Annotated in this window: 18 protein-coding genes and 1 pseudogene; 8 read left to right on the top strand and 11 right to left on the bottom strand. The window is 71.2% G+C overall.

What is annotated here, in order from left to right:
* The first annotated feature begins 53 nt into the window (after positions 1-53).
* Entirely contained in the window at positions 54-434 is a 381-nt protein-coding gene (locus ACFMQL_RS13420) for a YkvA family protein (protein ID WP_364064438.1), read from the top strand.
* Positions 435-451: 17 nt separating this feature from the next.
* Here ACFMQL_RS13420 and ACFMQL_RS13415 read toward each other — a convergent pair whose 3' ends face one another.
* The 3 genes from ACFMQL_RS13415 to ACFMQL_RS13405 all read right to left on the bottom strand — a co-directional run bounded on the left by ACFMQL_RS13415 (position 452) and on the right by ACFMQL_RS13405 (position 3,329).
* Positions 452-1,648 (bottom strand): amidohydrolase family protein, encoded by a 1,197-nt coding sequence (locus ACFMQL_RS13415; RefSeq protein WP_364064435.1) that lies wholly within the window; start codon positions 1,646-1,648, stop codon positions 452-454.
* Positions 1,649-1,929: 281 nt separating this feature from the next.
* A complete protein-coding gene (locus ACFMQL_RS13410; protein ID WP_378785823.1) occupies positions 1,930-2,811 on the bottom strand; it encodes an SURF1 family protein in 882 nt (293 codons plus the stop codon).
* A gap of 38 nt (positions 2,812-2,849) precedes the next feature.
* Positions 2,850-3,329, bottom strand: a complete 480-nt coding sequence (locus ACFMQL_RS13405; RefSeq protein WP_364064429.1) for a helix-turn-helix domain-containing protein — start codon at positions 3,327-3,329, stop codon at positions 2,850-2,852.
* An 82-nt stretch (positions 3,330-3,411) separates the two neighbouring features.
* Between ACFMQL_RS13405 and ACFMQL_RS13400 the strand changes: the two genes are divergently transcribed.
* Both ACFMQL_RS13400 and ACFMQL_RS13395 read left to right on the top strand, forming a co-directional pair.
* Positions 3,412-3,906, top strand: a complete 495-nt coding sequence (locus tag ACFMQL_RS13400) for a GNAT family N-acetyltransferase (RefSeq protein WP_378785822.1) — start codon at positions 3,412-3,414, stop codon at positions 3,904-3,906.
* Positions 3,903-4,496, top strand: coding sequence for a TetR/AcrR family transcriptional regulator (locus ACFMQL_RS13395; RefSeq protein ID WP_364064423.1), 594 nt, complete (start codon positions 3,903-3,905; stop codon positions 4,494-4,496). Before ACFMQL_RS13400 ends, ACFMQL_RS13395 begins: the two co-directional genes overlap by 4 nt.
* 56 nt (positions 4,497-4,552) lie before the next feature.
* On the opposite strand, the gene ACFMQL_RS13390 is transcribed toward ACFMQL_RS13395, so the two are convergent.
* Positions 4,553-4,891, bottom strand: a complete 339-nt coding sequence (locus ACFMQL_RS13390; protein WP_364064421.1) for a hypothetical protein — start codon at positions 4,889-4,891, stop codon at positions 4,553-4,555.
* A 152-nt stretch (positions 4,892-5,043) separates the two neighbouring features.
* Here ACFMQL_RS13390 and ACFMQL_RS13385 point away from each other — a divergent pair, with 152 nt between their 5' ends.
* Positions 5,044-6,447: a methyltransferase gene (locus tag ACFMQL_RS13385; RefSeq protein WP_364064419.1), complete on the top strand. Its 1,404-nt coding sequence runs from the start codon at positions 5,044-5,046 to the stop codon at positions 6,445-6,447.
* A gap of 276 nt (positions 6,448-6,723) precedes the next feature.
* Here ACFMQL_RS13385 and ACFMQL_RS13380 read toward each other — a convergent pair whose 3' ends face one another.
* The 4 genes and pseudogenes from ACFMQL_RS13380 to ACFMQL_RS13365 all read right to left on the bottom strand — a co-directional run bounded on the left by ACFMQL_RS13380 (position 6,724) and on the right by ACFMQL_RS13365 (position 12,103).
* Complete coding sequence (locus ACFMQL_RS13380; RefSeq protein ID WP_378790157.1) at positions 6,724-7,155, bottom strand: tetratricopeptide repeat protein; 432 nt, start codon at positions 7,153-7,155, stop codon at positions 6,724-6,726.
* Positions 7,156-7,268: 113 nt separating this feature from the next.
* Positions 7,269-9,659 (bottom strand): annotated as a pseudogene (locus ACFMQL_RS13375) (BTAD domain-containing putative transcriptional regulator); the annotation flags it as partial.
* Positions 9,660-10,032: 373 nt separating this feature from the next.
* On the bottom strand, positions 10,033-10,677 hold the full coding sequence (locus ACFMQL_RS13370) for a GNAT family protein (protein ID WP_364064414.1): 645 nt from the start codon (positions 10,675-10,677) through the stop codon (positions 10,033-10,035).
* A gap of 142 nt (positions 10,678-10,819) precedes the next feature.
* On the bottom strand, positions 10,820-12,103 hold the full coding sequence (locus tag ACFMQL_RS13365) for a pyridoxal phosphate-dependent aminotransferase (protein ID WP_378785821.1): 1,284 nt from the start codon (positions 12,101-12,103) through the stop codon (positions 10,820-10,822).
* Between the two features lie 79 nt (positions 12,104-12,182).
* Here ACFMQL_RS13365 and ACFMQL_RS13360 point away from each other — a divergent pair, with 79 nt between their 5' ends.
* From ACFMQL_RS13360 to ACFMQL_RS13350, 3 genes are all read left to right on the top strand, one after another.
* Positions 12,183-13,202 (top strand): LysR family transcriptional regulator, encoded by a 1,020-nt coding sequence (locus ACFMQL_RS13360; protein ID WP_364064408.1) that lies wholly within the window; start codon positions 12,183-12,185, stop codon positions 13,200-13,202.
* Positions 13,203-13,234: 32 nt separating this feature from the next.
* On the top strand, positions 13,235-13,927 hold the full coding sequence (locus ACFMQL_RS13355) for a ribonuclease HII (RefSeq protein WP_364064755.1): 693 nt from the start codon (positions 13,235-13,237) through the stop codon (positions 13,925-13,927).
* A 265-nt stretch (positions 13,928-14,192) separates the two neighbouring features.
* Entirely contained in the window at positions 14,193-15,176 is a 984-nt protein-coding gene (locus ACFMQL_RS13350; RefSeq protein WP_364064405.1) for an LLM class flavin-dependent oxidoreductase, read from the top strand.
* Positions 15,177-15,345: 169 nt separating this feature from the next.
* Here the strand turns inward: ACFMQL_RS13350 and ACFMQL_RS13345 are convergent, their stop codons facing one another.
* The 3 genes from ACFMQL_RS13345 to ACFMQL_RS13335 form a co-directional block, all read right to left on the bottom strand.
* The gene (locus ACFMQL_RS13345; protein WP_364064403.1) at positions 15,346-15,732 is read right to left on the bottom strand and encodes an SCO5389 family protein; all 387 of its coding nucleotides are present in this window, start codon (positions 15,730-15,732) and stop codon (positions 15,346-15,348) included.
* 78 nt (positions 15,733-15,810) lie between these two features.
* Positions 15,811-16,749 (bottom strand): ATP-binding protein, encoded by a 939-nt coding sequence (locus ACFMQL_RS13340; RefSeq protein WP_364064402.1) that lies wholly within the window; start codon positions 16,747-16,749, stop codon positions 15,811-15,813.
* A gap of 781 nt (positions 16,750-17,530) precedes the next feature.
* Positions 17,531-18,913: an LCP family protein gene (locus ACFMQL_RS13335; RefSeq protein WP_364064399.1), complete on the bottom strand. Its 1,383-nt coding sequence runs from the start codon at positions 18,911-18,913 to the stop codon at positions 17,531-17,533.
* A gap of 127 nt (positions 18,914-19,040) precedes the next feature.
* On the opposite strand from ACFMQL_RS13335, the gene ACFMQL_RS13330 reads away from it, so the two are divergent.
* A complete protein-coding gene (locus ACFMQL_RS13330; RefSeq protein ID WP_364064397.1) occupies positions 19,041-19,772 on the top strand; it encodes a class I SAM-dependent methyltransferase in 732 nt (243 codons plus the stop codon).
* Positions 19,773-19,789: the final 17 nt, after the last annotated feature.

Genomic DNA, 19,789 nt, shown 5'->3' with positions numbered 1-19,789 from the left:
CCTGGCCGTTCCGACGCGTTATGTCGTGAGAAGCCGGGGGTAGGGGGTTGCACATGATGGCGAAGGCAGCACGGGCGGCTGCGGCGTGGCGGACCTACCGCGAGGTGACCAGGCCGGGCACGCCGCCACTGATGACCAGGGTCCGGGCGATCCCGCGGATGCTCGGCGCGGTCATGCGGGGGCGCTACGCCGGCCTGGGCAAGGGCAAGCTCGCCCTGATGGGGCTCGGCGTGGTCTACCTCATCTCGCCGGTCGACGTCATCCCCGACTTCCTCATGCTGATCGGGGTGGCCGACGACTTCGGCGTGTTCCTGTGGCTGATGGCCTCGCTGCTCGGCGAGAGCGGACGCTACGTCGAGCACGAGCGCGCCGTCATCCAGGGGCAGGTCGAGGAGGACCTCATCCAGGGCCGGATGGCGGACGACGTCATCTGAGGCCGGGTCGAGGAGGCTTAGATCTCCTCCATCCGCAGCCACGCACGCGACGGCAGCGGGTGGCCGAACAACCGGGCGGCGTTGCCGTAGGCGACCCTGGCGATGTCGGCCGGTGGGAGCGTTCCGAGATTGCGGGCCACCGACTTCTGCGTGTCCGGCCACGTGGAGTCGGAGTGGGGATAGCCGCTCTCCTGGAGCACGTGGTCGAGCCCGACCGCGAGGCGAACACCCGACAGCGCGTGGTCGTCGAGCGTGCCGAAGAAGAAGTTGCGGCGCAGCACCTCGCTGGGCTTGAGCCCGCCGTCCCATGACGTCTCGCCCGCCACCGGGTGGTCGAGGGCGTAGTCGGCGCGCTCGGCCAGCATCGGCAGCCAGCCCACGCCGCCTTCGACGATGAGGATGCGCAGCGCGGGGAAGCGCAGCGGCAGACCGGACCAGAGCCAGTCGGCGCAGGCGAACATCGCGCTCGTCGGCATGAGCGTGGTGATGGCCTCGATGGGCGTGTCGGGCGACGGCACAGGCGACCAGGAGGAGTCTCCGGCGTGCAGGCAGACGACGGTGCCGGTCTCCTCGCACGCGGCGAAGAACGGGTCCCAGTGGCCGGTGTGGATCGACGGCAGCCGCAGCCTGGTGGGGAACTCGGGGAACACCACCGCCTTGAAGCCCCTGGCCGCGTTGGCCCTGATCTCCTTGGCCGCGATGTCGGGGTCGGGCAGCCACGGGAGCTGCAGGCCGATGATGCGCTCGGGGTAGGTGCCGGCCCAGACCTCGATGTGCCAATCGTTCCACGCCCTGACCAGGGCGAGGCCGAGCTCCTGGTCACGGGTCCTGGCGAACGGCATGCCGGCCTGCTGGGCGAGCATGCCGGGGAAACACAGCGCCGCCCAGATGCCGGCGGTGTCCATGTCCTTGATGCGGGCCTCGATGTCGTGGCAGCCGGGGCGCATGTTCTCGAACCGCACCGGGTCGAGCGTCCACTGCTCGCGCGGCAGGCCGGCGCCCACGTCGATGCCGGCGCACGGGTAGGTGGCGCCGCCGTAGCGCCACACTTGGTGACCGGACTCCGTCTCCACGACCTTGGGCGCGACTTCGGCGTATTTCTCCGGCAGGCGCCCTTCGAACAGGTCGGGCGGCTCGATCAGGTGATCGTCTGCGGAGATGATCACGTAGTCGCGCCGCCTGGGGTCAGGGTCGGGGAGCAGCGGCGTAGTCACGCACGTAACCGTACGACGGCGGCATAACGTCGAACAAGCTGCGACGTATCCGTTGGGTCTCTGCGCACAATCGCCGGCCCGGGAGCGCCGGGACGGGGATGGCGGGCGATCCCCCGCCGACCAGGCCCGTCCGGCGTGGCGAGCAGGCACCGCATGTCTCTACCCAGGCATTTTCTGCGTAGTCAGGACGTGAGTTCGGAAATCTGCCGCCGTCTTGACGGGAAAGCTGGAGCACCGGCGTGACGTATCTCTCTATGGCGAGAAATTTCGGGACTGCTCCGCTAGTTGGCGCCGGTCTTCGTCTCAGGGGCCGCCGCTTGTCCGGCCGGCTCGTCCGGCCGCTTCCCGGATGACTCGCCGGTCGGCTCGTTCGACGGCTTCCCGGTCGGCTCGCCCGGCGACTCCTCCGGCTGCTTGGCGCGGCGCTCGGCCACTTCGCGCCGGATCAGCAGCACCCAGCCACCGATCGCGATGCCGATGAACAGCCACCACTGGACGCCGTAGGCGAGGTTGAGCCCCCCTCCCGAGCCGACGTCGGGCTCCGGTACGGGCGCGGGCGCCGTGGCCGGGGCCGGCTGCTGCTCGATCAGCTCGACGTAGCCGCCCACCAGCCGGTACGGCAGCCCCTTGCCGATGGCGTCGGCGTTGATCAGCAGCACCTGGCCCGGCGGCAGCCCGCCGCGGTCGCGGATGCCGCTGTTCTCCTCGGTCTCGCTCGGCCGCAGCCGCCCGGTCACCGTGACCTGCCCGGAGGGCGGTGCGGGCACATCGGGCGCGGTGTCGGCGGTGGCGCCCGCGGGCACCCAGCCGCGGTTGACGATGACGGCCGTGCCGGGGCCCGTGACCAGCGGGGTCAGTACGTAGAAGCCGTTGCGGCCCTCCTGGGGGCGGCGGCGTACGACGAGGCCGTGCGCGGTGTCGTACGTGCCGGTGACCGTCACCTTCCTGAACCGGTCGTCCTGCTTGACCTGCTGCCCCGGCGCGGCGAGCCGGTCGATCGGCACGGGCGGGGCCTCGATGTTGGCGGTGACCCGCTCGCTGTTGGCGGAGCGCTCTTCGAACCTGCCGAACTGCCACCGCCCGAGCAGCACGAAAGCGGGGATGACCAGCAGCACCACGACGTGGAGCACGAGCCATCGAGGCGTCAGCAGGAACCGGTACACGCCTTCAAGACTAGGCACCGGCACCAGTGGTGCCGAACTCAGGCGGTTTCCAGGTGGGCGCCCCTGCCCGGGATCGGGGTGACCTCGCGCGGCCCGCCCACCTCGTGGCCCTCGGCGCAGCGGAAGCGCAGCTCGATGGGGGCGCCGCAGTCGCGGTGGGTGAGCACTACCGGTGGGCCGTCCTCGCCGGCCAGGTATTTGTCGCCCCAATGCATGAGGGCGACGAGCAAGGGATAGAGGTCGCGGCCCTTGTCGGTGAGCCGGTATTCGTCGCGCTGCCGCTGACCGGGCTCGCGGTAGGGCACCTTGCGCAGCAGGCCCTCGCCGACCAGCCGGGCCAGGCGGGCGCTGAGCACCTGGCGGGGCGCGCCGGTCATGGCCTGCATGTCGGCGAACCGCCGTACGCCGCTGAACGCCTCGCGCAGCACCAGGAAGGTCCATTTCTCCCCGACGATCTCCAGGGTGCGCTCGATCGAGCAATTGTCCACCCGGAAATCCATGCGATAAGGCATGTTCATTTTTGCAGTATACCTGAGTTCAATTGACAGACTCAGCTTCGACGGGCAGGCTGAGTCTATGCAACGAACTCAGCTCCGTCCGGTGCGTCCCGACGATGAGGAGCGGATCAGGCGGTTCCTCGCCGGGCTCTCGCTGCACACGCAGACGCTGCGCTTCTTCACCGGTGTCTCGGCCCCGTCCGCCGCGCTCGTACGGGCGCTGCTGGCCGCGGACGAGCACCGCGAGGCCCTCGTCGCCACCGACGACCGCGGCGAGATCGTCGCGCACGCCATGAGCTTCCGCGGCGGCGGGTACGCCGACGTCGAGATCGCCGTCGTCGTCGCCGACGCCTGGCAGGGCCGCGGGCTCGGCACCAGGCTCGTGGACGAGCTGCTGTCCAGGGCCGCGCTGCGCGGCGCGCGTACGGTGGGCATGGACGTCATGGGGGAGAACCGGCGCGTGCTGCGACTCATCCGCCGCCTCTGGCCGGACGCCGTGATGCGGGTACAATCCGGTACGGTCGAAGTGACCGCTATGATCGGTCAGCCCGGCCTATTTGCGGAACAACGTTCTGGTGCCACACCATTGACAGTGTGAAGAGTGTCAAGAACGGACGCGACGGCCGCACCAGGATCATCGAGGGCGCCCTCCGCCGTTTCAGCCAGGACGGCGTGTCCGCCACCACCCTGGCCAGCCTCCGCGAGGAAAGCGGCGTCAGCGTCGGCAGCTTCTACCACCACTTCGCCAGCAAGGAGCACGTCTTCGGCGTGCTGTACGGCGAGATCCTCGACGCTTACCAGAAGGAATTCCTCGCCGAGCTGGTCCGCCACGACGACGCCAAAGCCGGCATCGAGGCGATCGTGGCCTTCCACATGCGCTGGGCCGGCGAGCATCCCGAGAAGGCCCGGCTGCTCATCAGCGAGCGCCCGCCGCGCAAGCACGAGCCGGGCGGCGCCGAGGTGGCCGAGGCGCGGCGCGCGTTCTTCAAGCAGGTCTCCGACTGGTGGCGGCCGCACATGAAGAACGGGCTCCTGCGGCCCGTGCACGCCACCATGTGCTACGTGCTGTGGCTCGGTCCCGCGCAGGAGATGTGCCGGCTGTGGTTCGCGGGGGCGCACACGCCGACCGAGGAAGAGATCAAGGACCTGGGCGAGGCGGCCTGGCAGAGCCTCCGCCAGCGCTCCTGAACCGTTCCTGCTCCATGCGGGGTCGCGCCGCGAAGGGTCCGGCATGCGGGTGAGGGTCAGGTACGGCGTACCGGCTCCGTCGCAGGCGGGGCCGCGGTGCAGGCGGGACGCCGTATTGGAACGTGCCAGATCGAGCGGTCGAGAGTGATGTCGAGGCGCATGTCGCGCCGCCTCCGGCGCAGCCCTGGCACGCGTACGCGGTCGTGCACGTCGAACCTGCCGCCGCTCGGATAGCCGAAACCCAGCTCGCCCGGCAGCACCCGCATGTCGTCACGGTTGCCGCAGCGCGGGCAGGTCCATGAGACGAGGTCCAAGCCGCGGTCGTAGTCGGAGCAGGCGCTGAAGTACTCGTCGGGCCGGAACGTCGCATCACAAGCCAGGCAGGGCAGCAGCATGGGCCTGCTCCAGGGGGTGGTAAGTGCTTGCCTCTCCAGAGATATCGCGAGTCCCTTGTCCCACGCTTGCAGAACGCTTGACCTCAAAGTAACAGTGTGAACACTGTCGGTGTCGATTCATGTGGATGTGTCCACGGTGAAAGGATGGTCAGGTGGAACGACTGCGCCATCATCTCCTCGACACCGGTTACACGATCGACGGCGTTCGCGAGCGCCTGGGCGACACCGCCGCATCGGCACTCGCCCGCGAGGAGCTGATACCGGCCCTGCGCGCCACCGCCGACGGAGACCCGCTCGGCACGCTGATCAGGCTGTGGTGGCTGGGCGTTCCCGTGCCGGCCAAGAGCGTCGCGCCGGAGGTGCTCGAATCGGGGCTGGTCGCGGCCGACGGCGATCAGGTCACCGCGACCGTGCACCTGCAGCCGTGGGAGACCGGCGGCTACCTCGTCTCCGACAGGAAGGTACGTCCCGGCGACCCCGCGCTGCGGCCCGACCACGTGGTCGGCGCCGGGGGAGCGTCGGCCAACCTGGCCCAGCTCGTCACCCGCCGCCCGGTGGGCAGCGCGCTCGACCTCGGCACCGGCTGCGGGGTGCAAGTGCTGCACCTCGCCGGGCGGGCGGAGCGCATCACCGCCACCGACGTCAACCCGCGCGCGATCGAGCTGGCCCGGCTGAGCTGGAAGCTGTCGGGGATCTCCGAGGTGGACGCGCGGGTGGGCTCGATGTACGAGCCGGTCGAGGGCGAGCGGTTCGACCTGGTGGTGAGCAACCCGCCGTTCGTGATCGCGCCGCGGCGCGCGGGACGGCTGACCTACCGCGAGTCGGGCGCGTCCGGCGACGACTTCTGCCGCGACCTCATCCGCCGCACGCCCGCCTTCCTCAACCCCGGCGGCCAGGCGCATTTCCTGGCCAACTGGCTGCACGTCGCGGGCGAGGACTGGTGTGACCGGGTGGGCGGCTGGCTGCGCGAGACCGGCTGCGACGCCTGGGTGGTGCAGCGCGACGTGCAGGACCCGGCCGAGTACGTCGAGCTGTGGCTGCGCGACGCGGCCGAGCAGGGCACCCCCGCCTACGCCGAGCACTACGACCGCTGGCTCGCCTGGTTCGAGGAGCAGCGGGTCGAGGGCGTCGGGTTCGGCTGGATCACGATGCGCAACTCCGGCACGCTCGACCCCGTCGTACGCGTCGAGCACCTGGCGCACCAGGTAGCGCTTCCTGTCGGCGACTACGTGGACGGGGTGATCGACGCGATCGCGTCGGCGCACCGGGCCCAGGGCCTTGAGTCGGCGAAGCTGCGCACCGCCGACGGCCTGCTGGACGAGCGCATCGGCCTGCCGGGCGCGGAGGACCCGATGAAGATCGTGCTGCGCCAGACGCAGGGGCTGCGCCGCAGCAGGGAGGTCGGCACGGTGGAGGCCGCGCTGGCCGGCGTGTGCGACGGCGAGCTCGCGCTGGGGCCGCTGCTCAACGTGATCGCCGAGCTGGTCGGAGACGGCGAGATCCCGAACGCCGACGCGCTCAGGCCGCTCATCGCCGAGGGGTACTTCCTGCTTTGATCCGGCGTTGATTCGACGTTGACCCCGGGGGTGGAGGCTCTGGGGCATGGCACGGGCCTGGGGGGTTCGAGGGCCGTGTCAGGTCCGGCCGGTCGTCTTAGTGAGGCGGCAGGCCGCCGCGCGGAGCATCCGGATGACCGGGCCCCCTAGCGACGCGTGATGGCCGGAGATGGCCGGCCGGGCTGAACTCCATCGATCACGAGCTTCTTCGTGGCACCCCTAAGGACAGCCTTGATCAACCATGTGTGGATGACACGTCTGGACGACGAGCTGTACTCAGGACTCGACGACGGAATCGGCGCCGCTCCTGAAGCCGGGCTTGTCCGGAACATCGGTGGGGACATCGGGAGGGAAGCTGTCGAGCATGGCCTTCAGATCGCCGGCCTCGGGCGCGCCGAGCCGGGTGAAGATCTCGAAGGCTCGGCGTAGGCAGTCGCGGCTGCGCGGGATGTTGCCGAGGCCGCGCAGCGCCTTGCCGAGCACGGTGAGCGACAGCGCCTCGCCGTACGGGTGGCCGATGTCACGGGAGACCACCAGGGCCTCCTCCGCGTGGCGCACGGCCTCGGGGTAGCGCTCGGCGGCGATGAACGTCTCGGCCAGGCGGGAGCACACCCGCTGCTCCCAGACGCGCTGCTTGCTGGCGCGGAAGAAGGCCAGGCACTCGGCGTGGTGATGGACGGCCTCGGTGAGCCGGCCGACCCGCGACAGGACGATGCCGAGGTGGTAGCGGGCGCGGGCGGTGCCGGCCCCGAGCCCATCTCGGTGAAGATGGCCAGTCCCTTCTCCGCCGCGGCGATCGCGTCGTCGGGGCGGCCGAGACCCAGGTGATCGCGGGCGGAGTAGCTGAGCACCAGCGCCTCGCCGGCCGGTACGTCGTTGTCGCGGTAGAAGCGCATCGCCTCGTCGAAGAACGCCAGCGCCTCGGTGTGGCGGCGCTGCCTGCCGACGACGACGGCCAGCGCGTTGAGCACCTCGCCGGTGACGATCTTCTCTTTGCGGGCGACCGACAGCTCGTGGACGACCCTGAAGTGCTCTTCGGCCTCCTTGAGCCGGTTGGCGGCGAACAGCACCCGGCCGAGCACGTACCTGGCGCGCAGCTCGCTGCCCTGGTCGCCGTTCTTCAGCGCGGCGGCGAGCACGGCGCGGGTGCTCTGGTCGAACTCGCGCGTGTGGGTGCCCGACTCCAGCAGCGGCTCCATGGCCACCAGCAGGTCGGCGGCGGGCAGCAGGTCCTCTTCCGTGCGCGCGCAGGCGGCGGTCTGGTGGATGGTGGCGAACAGCGAGTCGCCCTCGGCGATGAGCCAGGCCACCGCCTCGTCCACGGTGCTGAACGTGCGGCCGGTGCCGATCACGACGAGGTTGGCCGAGATCATGCTGCCCTCGTACGCCAGCGCGTGCGCCGACTGCGCCGAGGCCAGGTAGAAGCCGAGCAGGCGGCGCAGGGCCAGCGAGCGGTCCTCGGGGCGCTCGGTGCGTTCCAGCTCCCGACGGGCGAAGAGCTTGAGCAGGTCGTGGAAGCGGTAGCGGCCGGGGGCGGGCGCTTCGAGCAGGCTCGCGTCCACGAGCGATTCGAGCACCTCCTCCGTCTCCAGCGCGTCGGAGGCCAGCACGGCGGCGGCCGCCCCCGCGGAGATGTGGGGGCCGTTCGACAGCGACAGCAGCCGGAACGCGCGGGCCTGCACGGGGGTGAGCTGCCCGTAGCCGAGCGCGAACGTCGCCTCCACGGCGAGGTTGCCCACCCGCAGCTCGTCGAGGCGGCGCTGCTCGTCGGCCAGCCTGGGCACCAGCGAGGCCACCGTCCACGAGGGGCGCGCGGCCAGGCGGGCGGCCACGATGCGGACGGCGAGCGGCAGGAAGCCGCAGGCGGCGACCACGTCCATGGCGGCGCCGTGCTCGGCCGAGACGCGCTCGGCGCCCGCGACGGCGGAGAAGAGCTGCAGCGCCTCGTCCGGCTCCATGACGTCGAGGTCGATGAGCCGGGCGCCGGGCAGGTCGGCGAGCTTGCCCCGGCTGGTGACGATGGCCGCGCAGCCCGGCGAGCCCGGCAGCAGCGGGCTGACCTGGCCGGCGTCGCGGGCGTTGTCGAGCAGCACGAGGATGCGGCGCTCGGCCAGGATCGAGCGGTAGAGCGCGGAACGTTCCGCAAGACCGTCGGGGATGACGTCCGGCGGGATGCCGAGCGCGCGCAGGAACCCGCCGAGCGCCGACTCCGGCGCGGTCGGCTCGTCGCTGTAGCCGCGCAGGTCGGCGTAGAGCTGCCCGTCGGGGAAGACGTCGGTGAGCAGGTGCGCGACGTGTACGGCGAGCGTGGTCTTGCCGACGCCGCCGATGCCCGAGATGGCCGCGACCGGCACGCCCTCGGCCGCCGACTGGGCCGAGAGCATCGTCCGCAGGCGTATCGCGACCTCCTTGCGTCCGGTGAAGTCGTTGACGGCGGCGGGGAGCTGTGCGGGCCTGGGCAGCTCGGGCGCGGCGGGCTGATCGTCCTCGGCGGCGGGCGGCTCCTCGGCGGTGACCGCCTCCGCGCCGGGCCTGACGGGAGCGGCGAGTGTGGGGTCGGCGGCGAGTATGCGCTGGTGCAGCGAGGTCAGCTCAGGGCCGGGCTCGATGCCCAGCTCGTCGATGAGCGCCTCGCGGGTCTCGGTGAAGACGTTGAGCGCGTCGCCCTGCCGGCCGCAGCGGTAGTAGGCGAGCATGAGCTGGGCGCGCAGGCGCTCGCGCAGTGGGTGCTCGGCGGTCAGCGCGATCAGCTCAGAGACGATCTTGGCGTGCTCGCCCAGCTCCAGGTCCACGTCCATGAGGGTCTCGATGACGCTGATGCGCCGCTCGATCAGGCGGTCGCGCTGGTGCTCGGCGTACGGGCCGACGGTGCCGGCCAGCGGCTCGCCCTCGAACAGGTCGAGCGCCTCGCGCAGCTCGCGGGCGGCCTCGGCGAGCCGGCCCGCCTTGCGCGCCTTCTCGGCCAGCGCGACCAGGCGCTCGAAGCGGGTCAGGTCGAGCGAGTCCTCCGGCAGGCGCAGCGCGTAGCCCCCTCCGATGGAGGTCAGCAGCTCGGGGCGGGAGCGGGCGGGCCTGCCTGGTTCGAGCACCGTGCGCAGGCGTGAGACGTACGTGCGCAGCGCTCCGAGTGCGCGCGGCGGGGCCTCCTCGCCCCAGACGGCGTCGATCATCTCCTGAGGGGTGACGGCGTGGCCCTCGCGCAGCAGCAGCATGCCGAGGATGGAACGCTGCAGCGGAGTGCCGAGGTCGAGTTCCTGGCCGTCATGCCAGGCGCGGACAGGACCGAGCACGGCGAACCGCAGCCCGCCTTCGCCGCTCTGACCAGCCATGCCGTTCGTCTCCCAGCCAGCGAGATGATTTGTTGCCAAATGATAAGTCCATCGTTCTTTGACCACCTAGATCCAGACAGATCCGTTCATTCGCCCGTTGATCCGTCGTCAATCAGGTGTTGAACTCGCCCCTGAATGCTGAGAACCGGTGACGCGGGCACGCATCGCGGGGGCGTGTGTCTTACAGAGTGCGGGCAGGGCCGGAAAAATACCGGCCCCGCCCGGAAATTTCGGGCGGGGCCATGGGCGGACGGTTTCAGGCTGCCTCGACCAGACCGAGCCTCGTGCGCAGCCGGTCGCGCACGGCCGGCCATTCAGAGTTCAGGATCGAGTAGAAGGCGGTATCTCGGACCGTATTGTCGGCGCCCCGGCTGTCCGCTCGCCGCACCCCGTCGAAGTGTGCGCCGAGGGCCTCGATGGCGGCCCGGGATCTGGTGTTGCGTACGTCGGCCTTCAGCGTGATGCGGTGGACGTTCCAGTCGTCGAAGGCGTGCGAGAGCAGCAGGTATTTGCTCTCCCGGTTGACCCCGGTGCCCTGGGCGCTCGCGCCCAGCCAGGTGTAACCGATGTCCGCCACGGACGGGATGTCGCCCACCGCACCTCGCGTACCCGGTGGCCAGGGCATGGGGCCCTGCCAGTACTCCAGGTTCATGAGACGGGTGGCACCGACCACGCGGTCGGTGTTGAGCCACCGGATGGCGAAGGGCAAAGAGCGGCCCTCCGCCTGCTCAGCCATGGCCGCCTCCACGTAGGAGACCACCTCGTCCCTGCCGTTCGGGACGCGAGTGAAGGCGTAAGTGGAACGGTCTTCACTCGCCGCGGCGACCAGGTCATCGACCGCCGCGAGGCTGAGAGGCTCCAGGCGCACGAAGCGCCCGGACAGGGTGACAAGAGCGGGCATGAGCACATGATGGAGGCTGGTGGGCACCCCTGTGACCAGGCTTTCGCGCAGGAACTTTCCGCCGCTGTGACGGCCATGGTGTTTCCGCAGGTCAGAGGCCCCTTTTGGGGGAGGGTAAACCCGCTCTTGGGGAAAGATTCGCCTAACCGTGACATGGGGCGGTGACGAACGCCGGATGCGGCCGGCTCACCGCGCCGTGACGGACCAGGGCCAGCTCTTTCAGCCCCGTCGACAGGAAGTCGAGATTGTCGGCTATCCACGGCAGCCGGAGCGGGTCCGGGCTGTGCAGAGCGGCCTCACGCTGCTCGGCGGTGTCGCCGTAGAGCAGGCTCACCGCGACGCGCACGCGGGCGGCCGAGGGGTCGTCGCCGAACGCGTGACCCGGCAGGACGCCGATGCCGTGGTTCTCCAGCAGGATCTTGGTGATCTCGGCGGAGCCGCCGAGCCTGAGGTGGCCGAGGTCGGGATAGAGGTAGAAGCCGCCCTGCGGGACGGGCGCCTCGGCGCCGATCTCCGCGAAGCGCTCGTGCACGGCCCTCGCCAGCGTGCCGTGCAGGCGGCGGCTGCGGGCGATGCGCTCGGTCAGCTCGGGCGGGTCGCTGAAGGCGTAGGTCGCGGCCTCCTGGACCGGCGCAGCGGGGGCGGACCAGATCTCGCTGGCCACCGCGAGCAGGTTCCTGCGCAGGGCGCCGTTCTCCGGCAGCCGGGCCACGCCGATCCGCCAGCCGCCCAGCGCGAGGCTCTTGCTCAGTCCGGTCGTGATGATCGTGCGCTCGGGCGCCAGCTCCGCCGGGGAGGTGTAGGTCAGGCCGGGCTCGTGCACGAGGTCGCGGTAGATCTCGTCGGAGATGATCGTCAGGTCGAGCTCGCGGGCGACCTGGGCCAGGCGGGCCACCGTCTCGGGAGTGGCCAGCCGGCCGGTCGGGTTGTCGGGCAGCGTCACCAGCACCGAGCTGACGGTCCTGCCGCGCGACCTGGCGCTGCGCACCTCGGCCGCCACCACGTCGGGATCGGGCACACCGCCCTCTCCCGGTGGTGCGGGCACCAGGATGGGACGCGATCCCACGAGGTCGGCCTGCGCGGCGTAGCTCACCCAGCTGGGCACGGGCAGAACGATGTCACCGCCGATCGCCAGCAGCAGGCCGTACAGCAGCGACTTGCTGCCGGGGCCGCAGACGACCATGTCGGAGTCGGTGGTCAGCCCCCGTCGTGTCCAGTAGCCCGCCGCCGCGGCGCGCAGTCCGGACGCCCCCGCGACCGGCCCGTAGCCGTTGCGTTCTGATGCGGCGGCCAGCTTGTCGCGCAGCGCCGGGTGGACGGGCAGACCTGCCTCGCCGAAGGCCAGGTGCAGCACGCGTTCCCCGGCGCGCCGTCTTCGTTCGATGTCCTCGTTGGCCGCCAGAGTGGCGGACAGGGTCACGGTCATGTTTGTCACGTTCCCAGGGTGATTGGATGAAGGCATCAGCACAAGCGAGGCTTTTCGTGGGTAGGCATAAGGAAGTCTGATGCTCGAATTGAGACGTTTGGTCCTGATCTGCGAGTTCGCTAGGAAGGGCAGCATCGCGGCGGCGGCGGAGTCGCTGGGCTACAGTCCATCGGCCGTCTCCCAGCAGCTGGCCGCGCTCGAACGCGAGACCGGCACCGCCCTCATCGACAGGACCGCGCGCAGCGCCGAGCTGACCGACGCGGGCCGCCGCCTCGTCATGCACGCCGAGCGCATCCTGTCGATGGTCGAGGAGGCCGAGTCCGACCTGTCCGCCCACGCGGGCAAGCCGGCCGGGCGGGTCGTCGTCACCGCCTTCCCCACCGCCGCGGTGGCGTTCGCGCCCGCGCTCGCCCGCTCCTTGCGCCGCCACACCGAGCTGACGTTGCGGCTCGGTCAGAGCAGGTCGGGGCGGGGCCTGCGCGAGGTGCAGTCGGGCGAGGTGGACATCGCGCTCGTGGACGACTGGTACGGCCGCGTCCGCGACAGCGACAGCCTGCGCGTCTTCCCGCTGCTGCACGACCCGCTCGTGCTCGTCGTGCCGCGCAAGCACCGCCTGGCCGACCCCGACGTGCCCGTTGACCTGCGCGAGCTGCGCGATGAGCCGTGGATGGCCACGCCGGACGGTGAGCCCTCGCGTCTGGCCGTGGACCGGTTGCTCGTCGACGTGGGCGGCACCAGGCCGAGCCCGTGGGAGTTCGAAGGTCTCGGGACCATCCTGTCGCTCGTCGCCAAGGGCATCGGCATCGCCGCCGTACCCGCGCTCGCTTTGGCCGCCGGGGTGCGGGGGCTGGCCGTGCGGCAGTTCCCCGGCAACCCGGTGGGCCGCGACGTGCACGCCGTCGCCCGCGGCTCCAGCGTGCACCGGCCGTCGGTGTCGGTGACGCTGCGGGCCATCCACGTGGCCGCCCGCCTGATCGCCGCCGACCTTGAGCCGGTCAGCCTGGCCGAGCGCTCCCGCACCGACCAGCCGCCGCTCGACGGGCTCGACGTCCGCGTGAGCTCGGCCAAGCACGTGGCCGGGCGGCAGTTCGGCGAGTGACCCTCGATCGTTCGGTCCGCCTGGGGCGCGCGATCGCGGTAGCGTCTGCGGCCATGGCGCCTACGTACGAGATCGAGCGACTCCTGCTCTCCCAGCCAAGCACGCGCACGGTCGCGGGCGTCGACGAGGTGGGCCGCGGCGCCTGGGCCGGGCCCGTCCTGGTCTGCGCGGTCGTCACCGACCTGTCAGAGCCGCCCGCCGGGCTCACGGACTCCAAGCAGATCTCCGAGGCCAAGCGCGGGCCGCTGGCCGCCGAGCTGGCCGAATGGGCCGCCGGCGTCGGCTACGGCGAGGCGAGCCACCGCGAGATCGACACGCTCGGCATGACCGAGGCGCTGCGCCGGGCGGCGCGCAGGGCGCTCGAGGCCCTGCCGGTACGCCCCGACGCGGTGATCCTCGACGGCAAGCACGACTACATCGGAGCGCCGTGGCCGGTGCGGCTCGAGGTCAAGGGGGACGCGGCCAGCATCTCGGTCGCCGCGGCCTCCGTCCTCGCCAAGGTGCGGCGCGACGCCTACATGGCCTCGCTCGGCTGCGACGAGTACGGCTTCGCGGAGAACGCGGGCTACCCCTCGCCCGCGCATCAGGAGGCGCTGGCACGGCTGGGACCCACCCAGCACCACCGGCTCTCCTGGTCATACCTTGACGAGCTGCCCCAATGGCGGCATTTGAAGCATCACCGCGACCCGCTCGTCGGAGAAGGCCAGGTCAGCCTCTTCGGCTGAGGGGTCCGCGCGCCGGCTCTCCGGCTGAGTGTTCGCCCGGGGTGGGCCGAGCGTTCGCGTGAGGTGGAGCGGGCGCCGGCGGCGCGTGGTGTGCGGAGCGTTTTCGCGGTGCGTGGGTCCGCTCCGGGTGTGAGGCGCCCTGCTGGGGTGAGATGCGTTCCGGGTGTTCGCCCGGCGTGGGCAGGTGTCGCTGCGCGGGGCGGGTGTGGGCGGGCTCCGCATGTCGGCCCGCATACGCGCCCTGGCATCGGTCATCATTCCGAGCATGCGGATCGGGATCTTTGTCGTCGCGGGGCTGTTCCCCGGGCGGGAGGCCGGGCGGGTGCTGGCCGACGCCGTCGAGTGGATCGTCGCGGCGGAGGAGGCGGGGTTCGACGACGCGTGGATCGCCGAGCACCACTTCATGCCGTACGGCGTGTGCCCGTCGCCCACCACGCTGGCCGCCGTCGCGGCGGGACGTACCAGCCGCATCGGGCTGGGCACGGCCGTGAGCGTGCTGTCCACGCAGCATCCCGTGGCGCTCGCCGAGCAGGCGGCGGTGCTGCACCACCTGTCGGGCGGGCGGTTCACGCTCGGCGTCGGCAGGGGCGGGCCGTGGGTGGACCTCGAGGTGTTCGGCACCGGACTCGAACGGTTCGAGCGGGGCTTCGGCGAGTCGCTCGACCTGCTGCTCGCCGCCCTGTCGGATGGGCGGGTCTCGGCGGACGGCGAGTTCTTCCGCTTCCGCGAGGTGACGATGGTGCCGCAGGCGCGGATGCGGCCGGTCGTCGCCTGCACCTCTGAGCCGACCGTGCGGCTGGCGGCCGAGCGCGGGCTGCCCATGCTGCTCGGGCTGCACATCGGAGACGACGAGAAGGCCGCCATGGTCGAGCGCTACCGCGCCTTCGGCGGGCCGCCGGTCGAGCACGTGGCGGCGGGGGTGGCGTACGTGGCCGACTCGACGATCGGGGCGGCGCACGAGCTCATGCGTACGATGCCGGCCTGGCTGGGGCCCGGCCTCGCCGGATACGAGCCGGTGGACGATCGGCCACGGCCGCACCGCGACGTGGACGACTACGTCGAACTGCTCACGAAGATCCACCCGGTCGGGTCGCCCAAGCACTGCGCCGACACCCTGCGCCGGACCTCGGAACGCACCGGCATCGAGCACTTCGTGCTGCTGGTGGAAGGGCTCGGCGAGCACCGGCGGACGCTGGAGAACATCAGCCGGTTCGGCGCCGAGGTGCTGCCGCTGCTCCGCGACCATTGACCGCGGACGCGGCTCGCTCCGCCTCTGTGCGGCTTGCACCGCCCTTTGCGCGGCTTGCACCGCCCTCTGTGCGGCTCGCACCGCCCGCTGTCCGGCCGCTTCGTTTCCGAGCGGTGTGGCGCGCGGGCCGCCGGCCGGCGAGCCGGGGAGCCGGCTCGCCGGAGGAAGCTCAGCAGTCGACGAGCTCCGGTTTCTGGTTGAGGATCTGCGCGCGCGGGGTGACGAAGTCGGCCAGCGCCTTCGTGGCCGTCGGGTCGAAGACGGCGACCCGGTGGCAGTTCTGGAAGGCCAGGCGCACGCCGTAGTGGCGCTCAAGCGCGCCGCGCATCGAGTCGCTCGCCATGCAGCGCAGGAGCTGGCCGCGTGCCTCTTCCGACGGCGGCGGCACCTGGTTGTCGGCGAACTCGGCCCCGCTCTGCTCACGCTGCTTGACCAGGTCGCTGATCAGCGACCACGCGTACGGCAGCGAGTCGCGGACGCAGGCGAGGAACGCCTCGTCGTCCACCTCACCGGCTTTGGCCTGGTCGAGCAGATCGTTCGGAACGGTCAGCGACATGCTGTCTCCTCTCGGATGGGCTCAAATCGGACGTTAGATCGCTGGAGCGGGCATGCTCCAGAGCCTTGACCGGCACAGTCATGTGGTCGTGGGGCCGTAGACGAAGTCGGGGTCGATCTGCTCGGCCAGGTCGCGGCCGGTGCGGGCGTTGCCCCACGCCTCGGCGTTGCGCAGGTGGAACTCGATGGTCTGGCGGCCGAACTTCGCCCAGTCTTTCTGCTGCTCGTCGAGGGTCTTGCGGAGCAGCGCGAGCGCGTCGGCGTTGGCCGGCTCGAGGTCGTCGAGAGTGAAGTGGCGGCCCTGCTCCAGCGCGCGGACGGCGGCGGAGTGCTCCATCCAGGTAAGGAGATCGTCACCTACGTGCTCGCGCAGGAACTCGACGTCGGACTCGTTGTGCACCTTGTTGCCGACCACGGCCAGGGCGACGTCGTACTGGGCCGCGTAGTCGCGGTATTGGCGGTAGACGCTGACGCCCTGCCGGGTCGGCTCGGCCACCAGGAACGTCAGGTCGAAGCGGGTGAACAGGCCCGAGGCGAAGGAGTCGGCGCCCGCCGTCATGTCGACGACGACGTACTCGCCGGGGCCATCGATCAGGTGGTTGAGCAGCAGCTCGACGGCGCCGACCTTGGAGTGGTAGCAGGCCACGCCCAGGTCGTCCTCGCTGAACGGGCCGGTGGCGAGCAGGCGCACGCCGTCGGGGGTGGTCAGGCCGTAGGGGTCGGTGAGCAGGTCTTCGAAGTCGAGCAGGGTGGAGCCGCGGCCCGGAGGGGTGGTCTTGACCATGGCGTCGGCGGACGGGATGCGGGGGTTGGTGCCGCGCAGCCGGTCTTTGATCTCGGTGAGGTGGGCGCCCAGCGGCTCGGGCTGGCGGTCCAGGCCGAGCACCAGGGCGAGGTGCTGGTTGATGTCGGCGTCCATGGCGACCACCGGGGCGCCCTGACCTGCCACGTGCCTGGCGAACAGGGCAGAGATCGTCGTCTTGCCGCTTCCGCCCTTTCCGACGAACGCCACTCTCACGGGATGCTCCAAGAATGATGATGAAAACCGTTTCCAGTTGCGGTGGTCATCATCATGCCACAGCGCGTGAAGGTTGAGAGCCCTTTTTCGGCTGCGCCGGGCGAGTGGCGGGCGAGTGGCCGAGTGCGTCGCTGGGGGTTGTGGGGGTACGCGGCTTATCGGCGGGGACGTGCTGCTCGCCAGCGGGCGCGCGGGCTGCTCACCGGCGGACGTGGGCAGCTCGTCGTCGGACGCAGGCTGCTCACCGGCGGGCACGGCGTCTCACTGGCGGGCACGGCGCGTCTCGCCGGCGGGCACGGGCGTCTTGCCGGCGGGTGCGGCGCGCCACGCCGGCGGTGGTAGCGCGCCTTATCGGCGGGCCGGGGCGTGAGGGCGCCCGCTGGCGGCGATGTGCCATCGCCGGCGGCGATCTGCCATCGCCGGCGGGCCGGGGCGCTCGCCCGTCCGAAGGCGCTCACCGGTCCGAGCCTGCAACCGGCCGGAGTGGCTCACCGGTCCGAGCCTGCAACCGGCCGGAGTGGCTCACCGGTCCGAGCCTGCAACCGGCCGGAGTGGCTCACCGGTCCGAGCCTGCAACCGGCCGGAGGGGCCCACCGGTCCGAGCTTGCAGTGGCCCAAGGCGCTCGCCTGCCTGAGCCGCGCAGTGGCCCCACTCGCTCTTGGTGCGAGACGCGTGGCGGTGGGGTGGTGGGCTTTCGCCGACGCGCTCACCGGGGCCCGTGGCTCGCCGGGGCCCGGGACTCACCAGAGCCCCAGGGGCTCATCGGCGATCGGGGAGGGCCTACTGGCAGGCGGTGTCCAGGGTGAGGGGGTCGTCCTGGGCGGGGGTGGTGGTGGCGGTGGGGGCGTGGGCGGTCGCGGTCGTGGTCGAGGCGGGCGGGTCGAGCGCTTCCTTGACCTTGCGGCGGATGAGGTACCAGTCCGGGTACGCGGTGTTGATCAGCGGCGGCACGAAGCTCAGGCTGCGGATCTTGGCGTTCTTGACCTTGCCGGCCAGGTCGATGACGGCGGGCAGCAGGTCCTGGGGGAGGTCGGTGGAGATGGCGCGCTTGGTGGCGGCGGCGAGGCGTTCGAAGCTGTTCAGCACCGTCACCGGGTCGGCCTGCTTGGCGACGGCGTTGAGCAGGCACTTCTGGCGGCCCATGCGGACGTAGTCGTCGCTGTCGGTGCGCGAGCGGCCGAACCAGAGCGCCTCCTGGCCGGAGAGCTTGCGGGTGCCGGCGGGCAGCAGGCCCTCGCGGTACTTGCCGTACACGATGGGGGCCTTGATCGTGACCTGCACGCCGCCCATGGCGTCGATGATCTCGGCGAAGCCCTTCATGTCCACCATGGCGTAGTAGCTCACCGGGATGCCGAGGATGTCGCTGACAGTGGCCTTCAAAAGGGTGGATCCGCGCTTGCCCGCCGCCACGCCGGGCACCATCTCGGGGTGATCCTCGGCGTACTGGTAGATCTCGTTGAGCAGCCCCGGCGTGTCTGGGCCGCTGCCGGTGAAGCCGTACGGGAAGAGGTCCCTGGCCGGGCCGGCGGGCAGCGGCACCCGCTGCAGGTTGCGCGGCAGGCCGAACAGCACGGTGGCGCCGGTCTCCACGTCCACGCTGGCCACGGTGATGCTGTCGGTACGCACCCCCGGACGCCCCGGCGCGGCGTCACCGCCGAGCAGCAGGAAGTTGACCCGCTCCGCACCGTTCCACGGGTCCTGGGCGAGCACGGGCGCGGTGGTGCTGCTGGGCGTGAAGAGCGTGTTGACGACGTCGCGGGACAGGTAGGCGAGGCGGGTGGCGTACACGGTGGGCGCGAGGATGAGCGCGCACAGCGCGACCGTCAGCGTGGTGCTGAAGAAGCGGCCGACGGTGTCGGAGCGCTCGGGCCGGACGAGGAGCCACGACCACACGATCACGCCGGTCCAGGCCAGGGCGATCACCGCGACCCCGGCGGTGAGCCAGGACAGCCAGTAGGGCTGCACGGCCAGCGAGAGCAGGTGGGTGCTGAACGCGGTGAACACGGTCAGCACGCCGGCCAGCATCAGCACGTACGCGGCCATCAGCGCCAGCCCTGTTCTGCGGCGCTCCACGGCGAGGTGGGCGACGCCCCACAGCAGTGTCGAGGCCACCGTCAGCGCGAGGCTCGCGCCGAGTCCGAAGCGTCGATTTGCTCCCGTCATGCCTGGTCAAACCCCCATAGACGGCCCATCCCAGCAACGGTAGTAATGCTCCGCTCCGGGCCCTTGGCGCGAAAGGGAAGAGTTGCTTCAAATACCAGTCAAGCGAAACTTGAGATATAACTTGAGTGTGCGCAAGCGACACGGTCGTTACGGTTTCGACGCGCCGTGGCCCCTGGTGGGCCTCTTCCTGGGCGCGATCTTGTTGCTGGCCCTCGCGGTGATCTCGTTCGTCGTCGACGTCGCCGCCGCGGGCGTCGCGTTCACCTTCGGCGGGCTTTACACGCTGGCCAGCGCGTTCAGCTACCTCTACACGACCAGGCGCGGCAAGTTCGCGGTCTGGGACGAGGAGCTGCGGCGGCTGCGCGGCGACGAACGGGTGCTCGACCTCGGCTGCGGCCGGGGCGCGGTGCTGCTGACGGCCGCCAGACGGCTGACCGACGGCGGCCGGGCGACCGGCGTCGACCTGTGGCTCTCGAAGGACCAGACGGGCAACACCGAGGCCGCGGCCAGGGCCAACGCCGAGGCGGAAGGCGTCGCCGACCGGGTGGACCTGGTCACCGGCGACCTGCGCGACCTGCCCTTTCGCGACGACGGCTTCGACGTCGTGCTCTCCGGCCTGGCGCTGCACAACATCCCGTCGGCCGAGGGCCGCGCGCAGGCCGTGCGCGAGGCGTACCGGGTGCTGCGGCCCGGCGGGCTCATGCTGCTCGCCGACTTCCAGCACGCCCCCGACTACGAGCAGACGCTGCGCGACCTCGGCGTGATCGACGTGCGGCGGCGCGATGCCGGGTGGCGCTACTGGTACGGCGGTCCCTGGTTCGCCACCACGATCGTCGAGGCCAGGAAGCCGACCGGATAGAAATTCCGCTCACCGGG

Source organism: Nonomuraea fastidiosa (assembly GCF_042751225.1).
In the GTDB taxonomy this organism is placed as follows: domain Bacteria; phylum Actinomycetota; class Actinomycetes; order Streptosporangiales; family Streptosporangiaceae; genus Nonomuraea; species Nonomuraea fastidiosa.
This window is presented reverse-complemented; position numbering and strand designations above follow the sequence as displayed.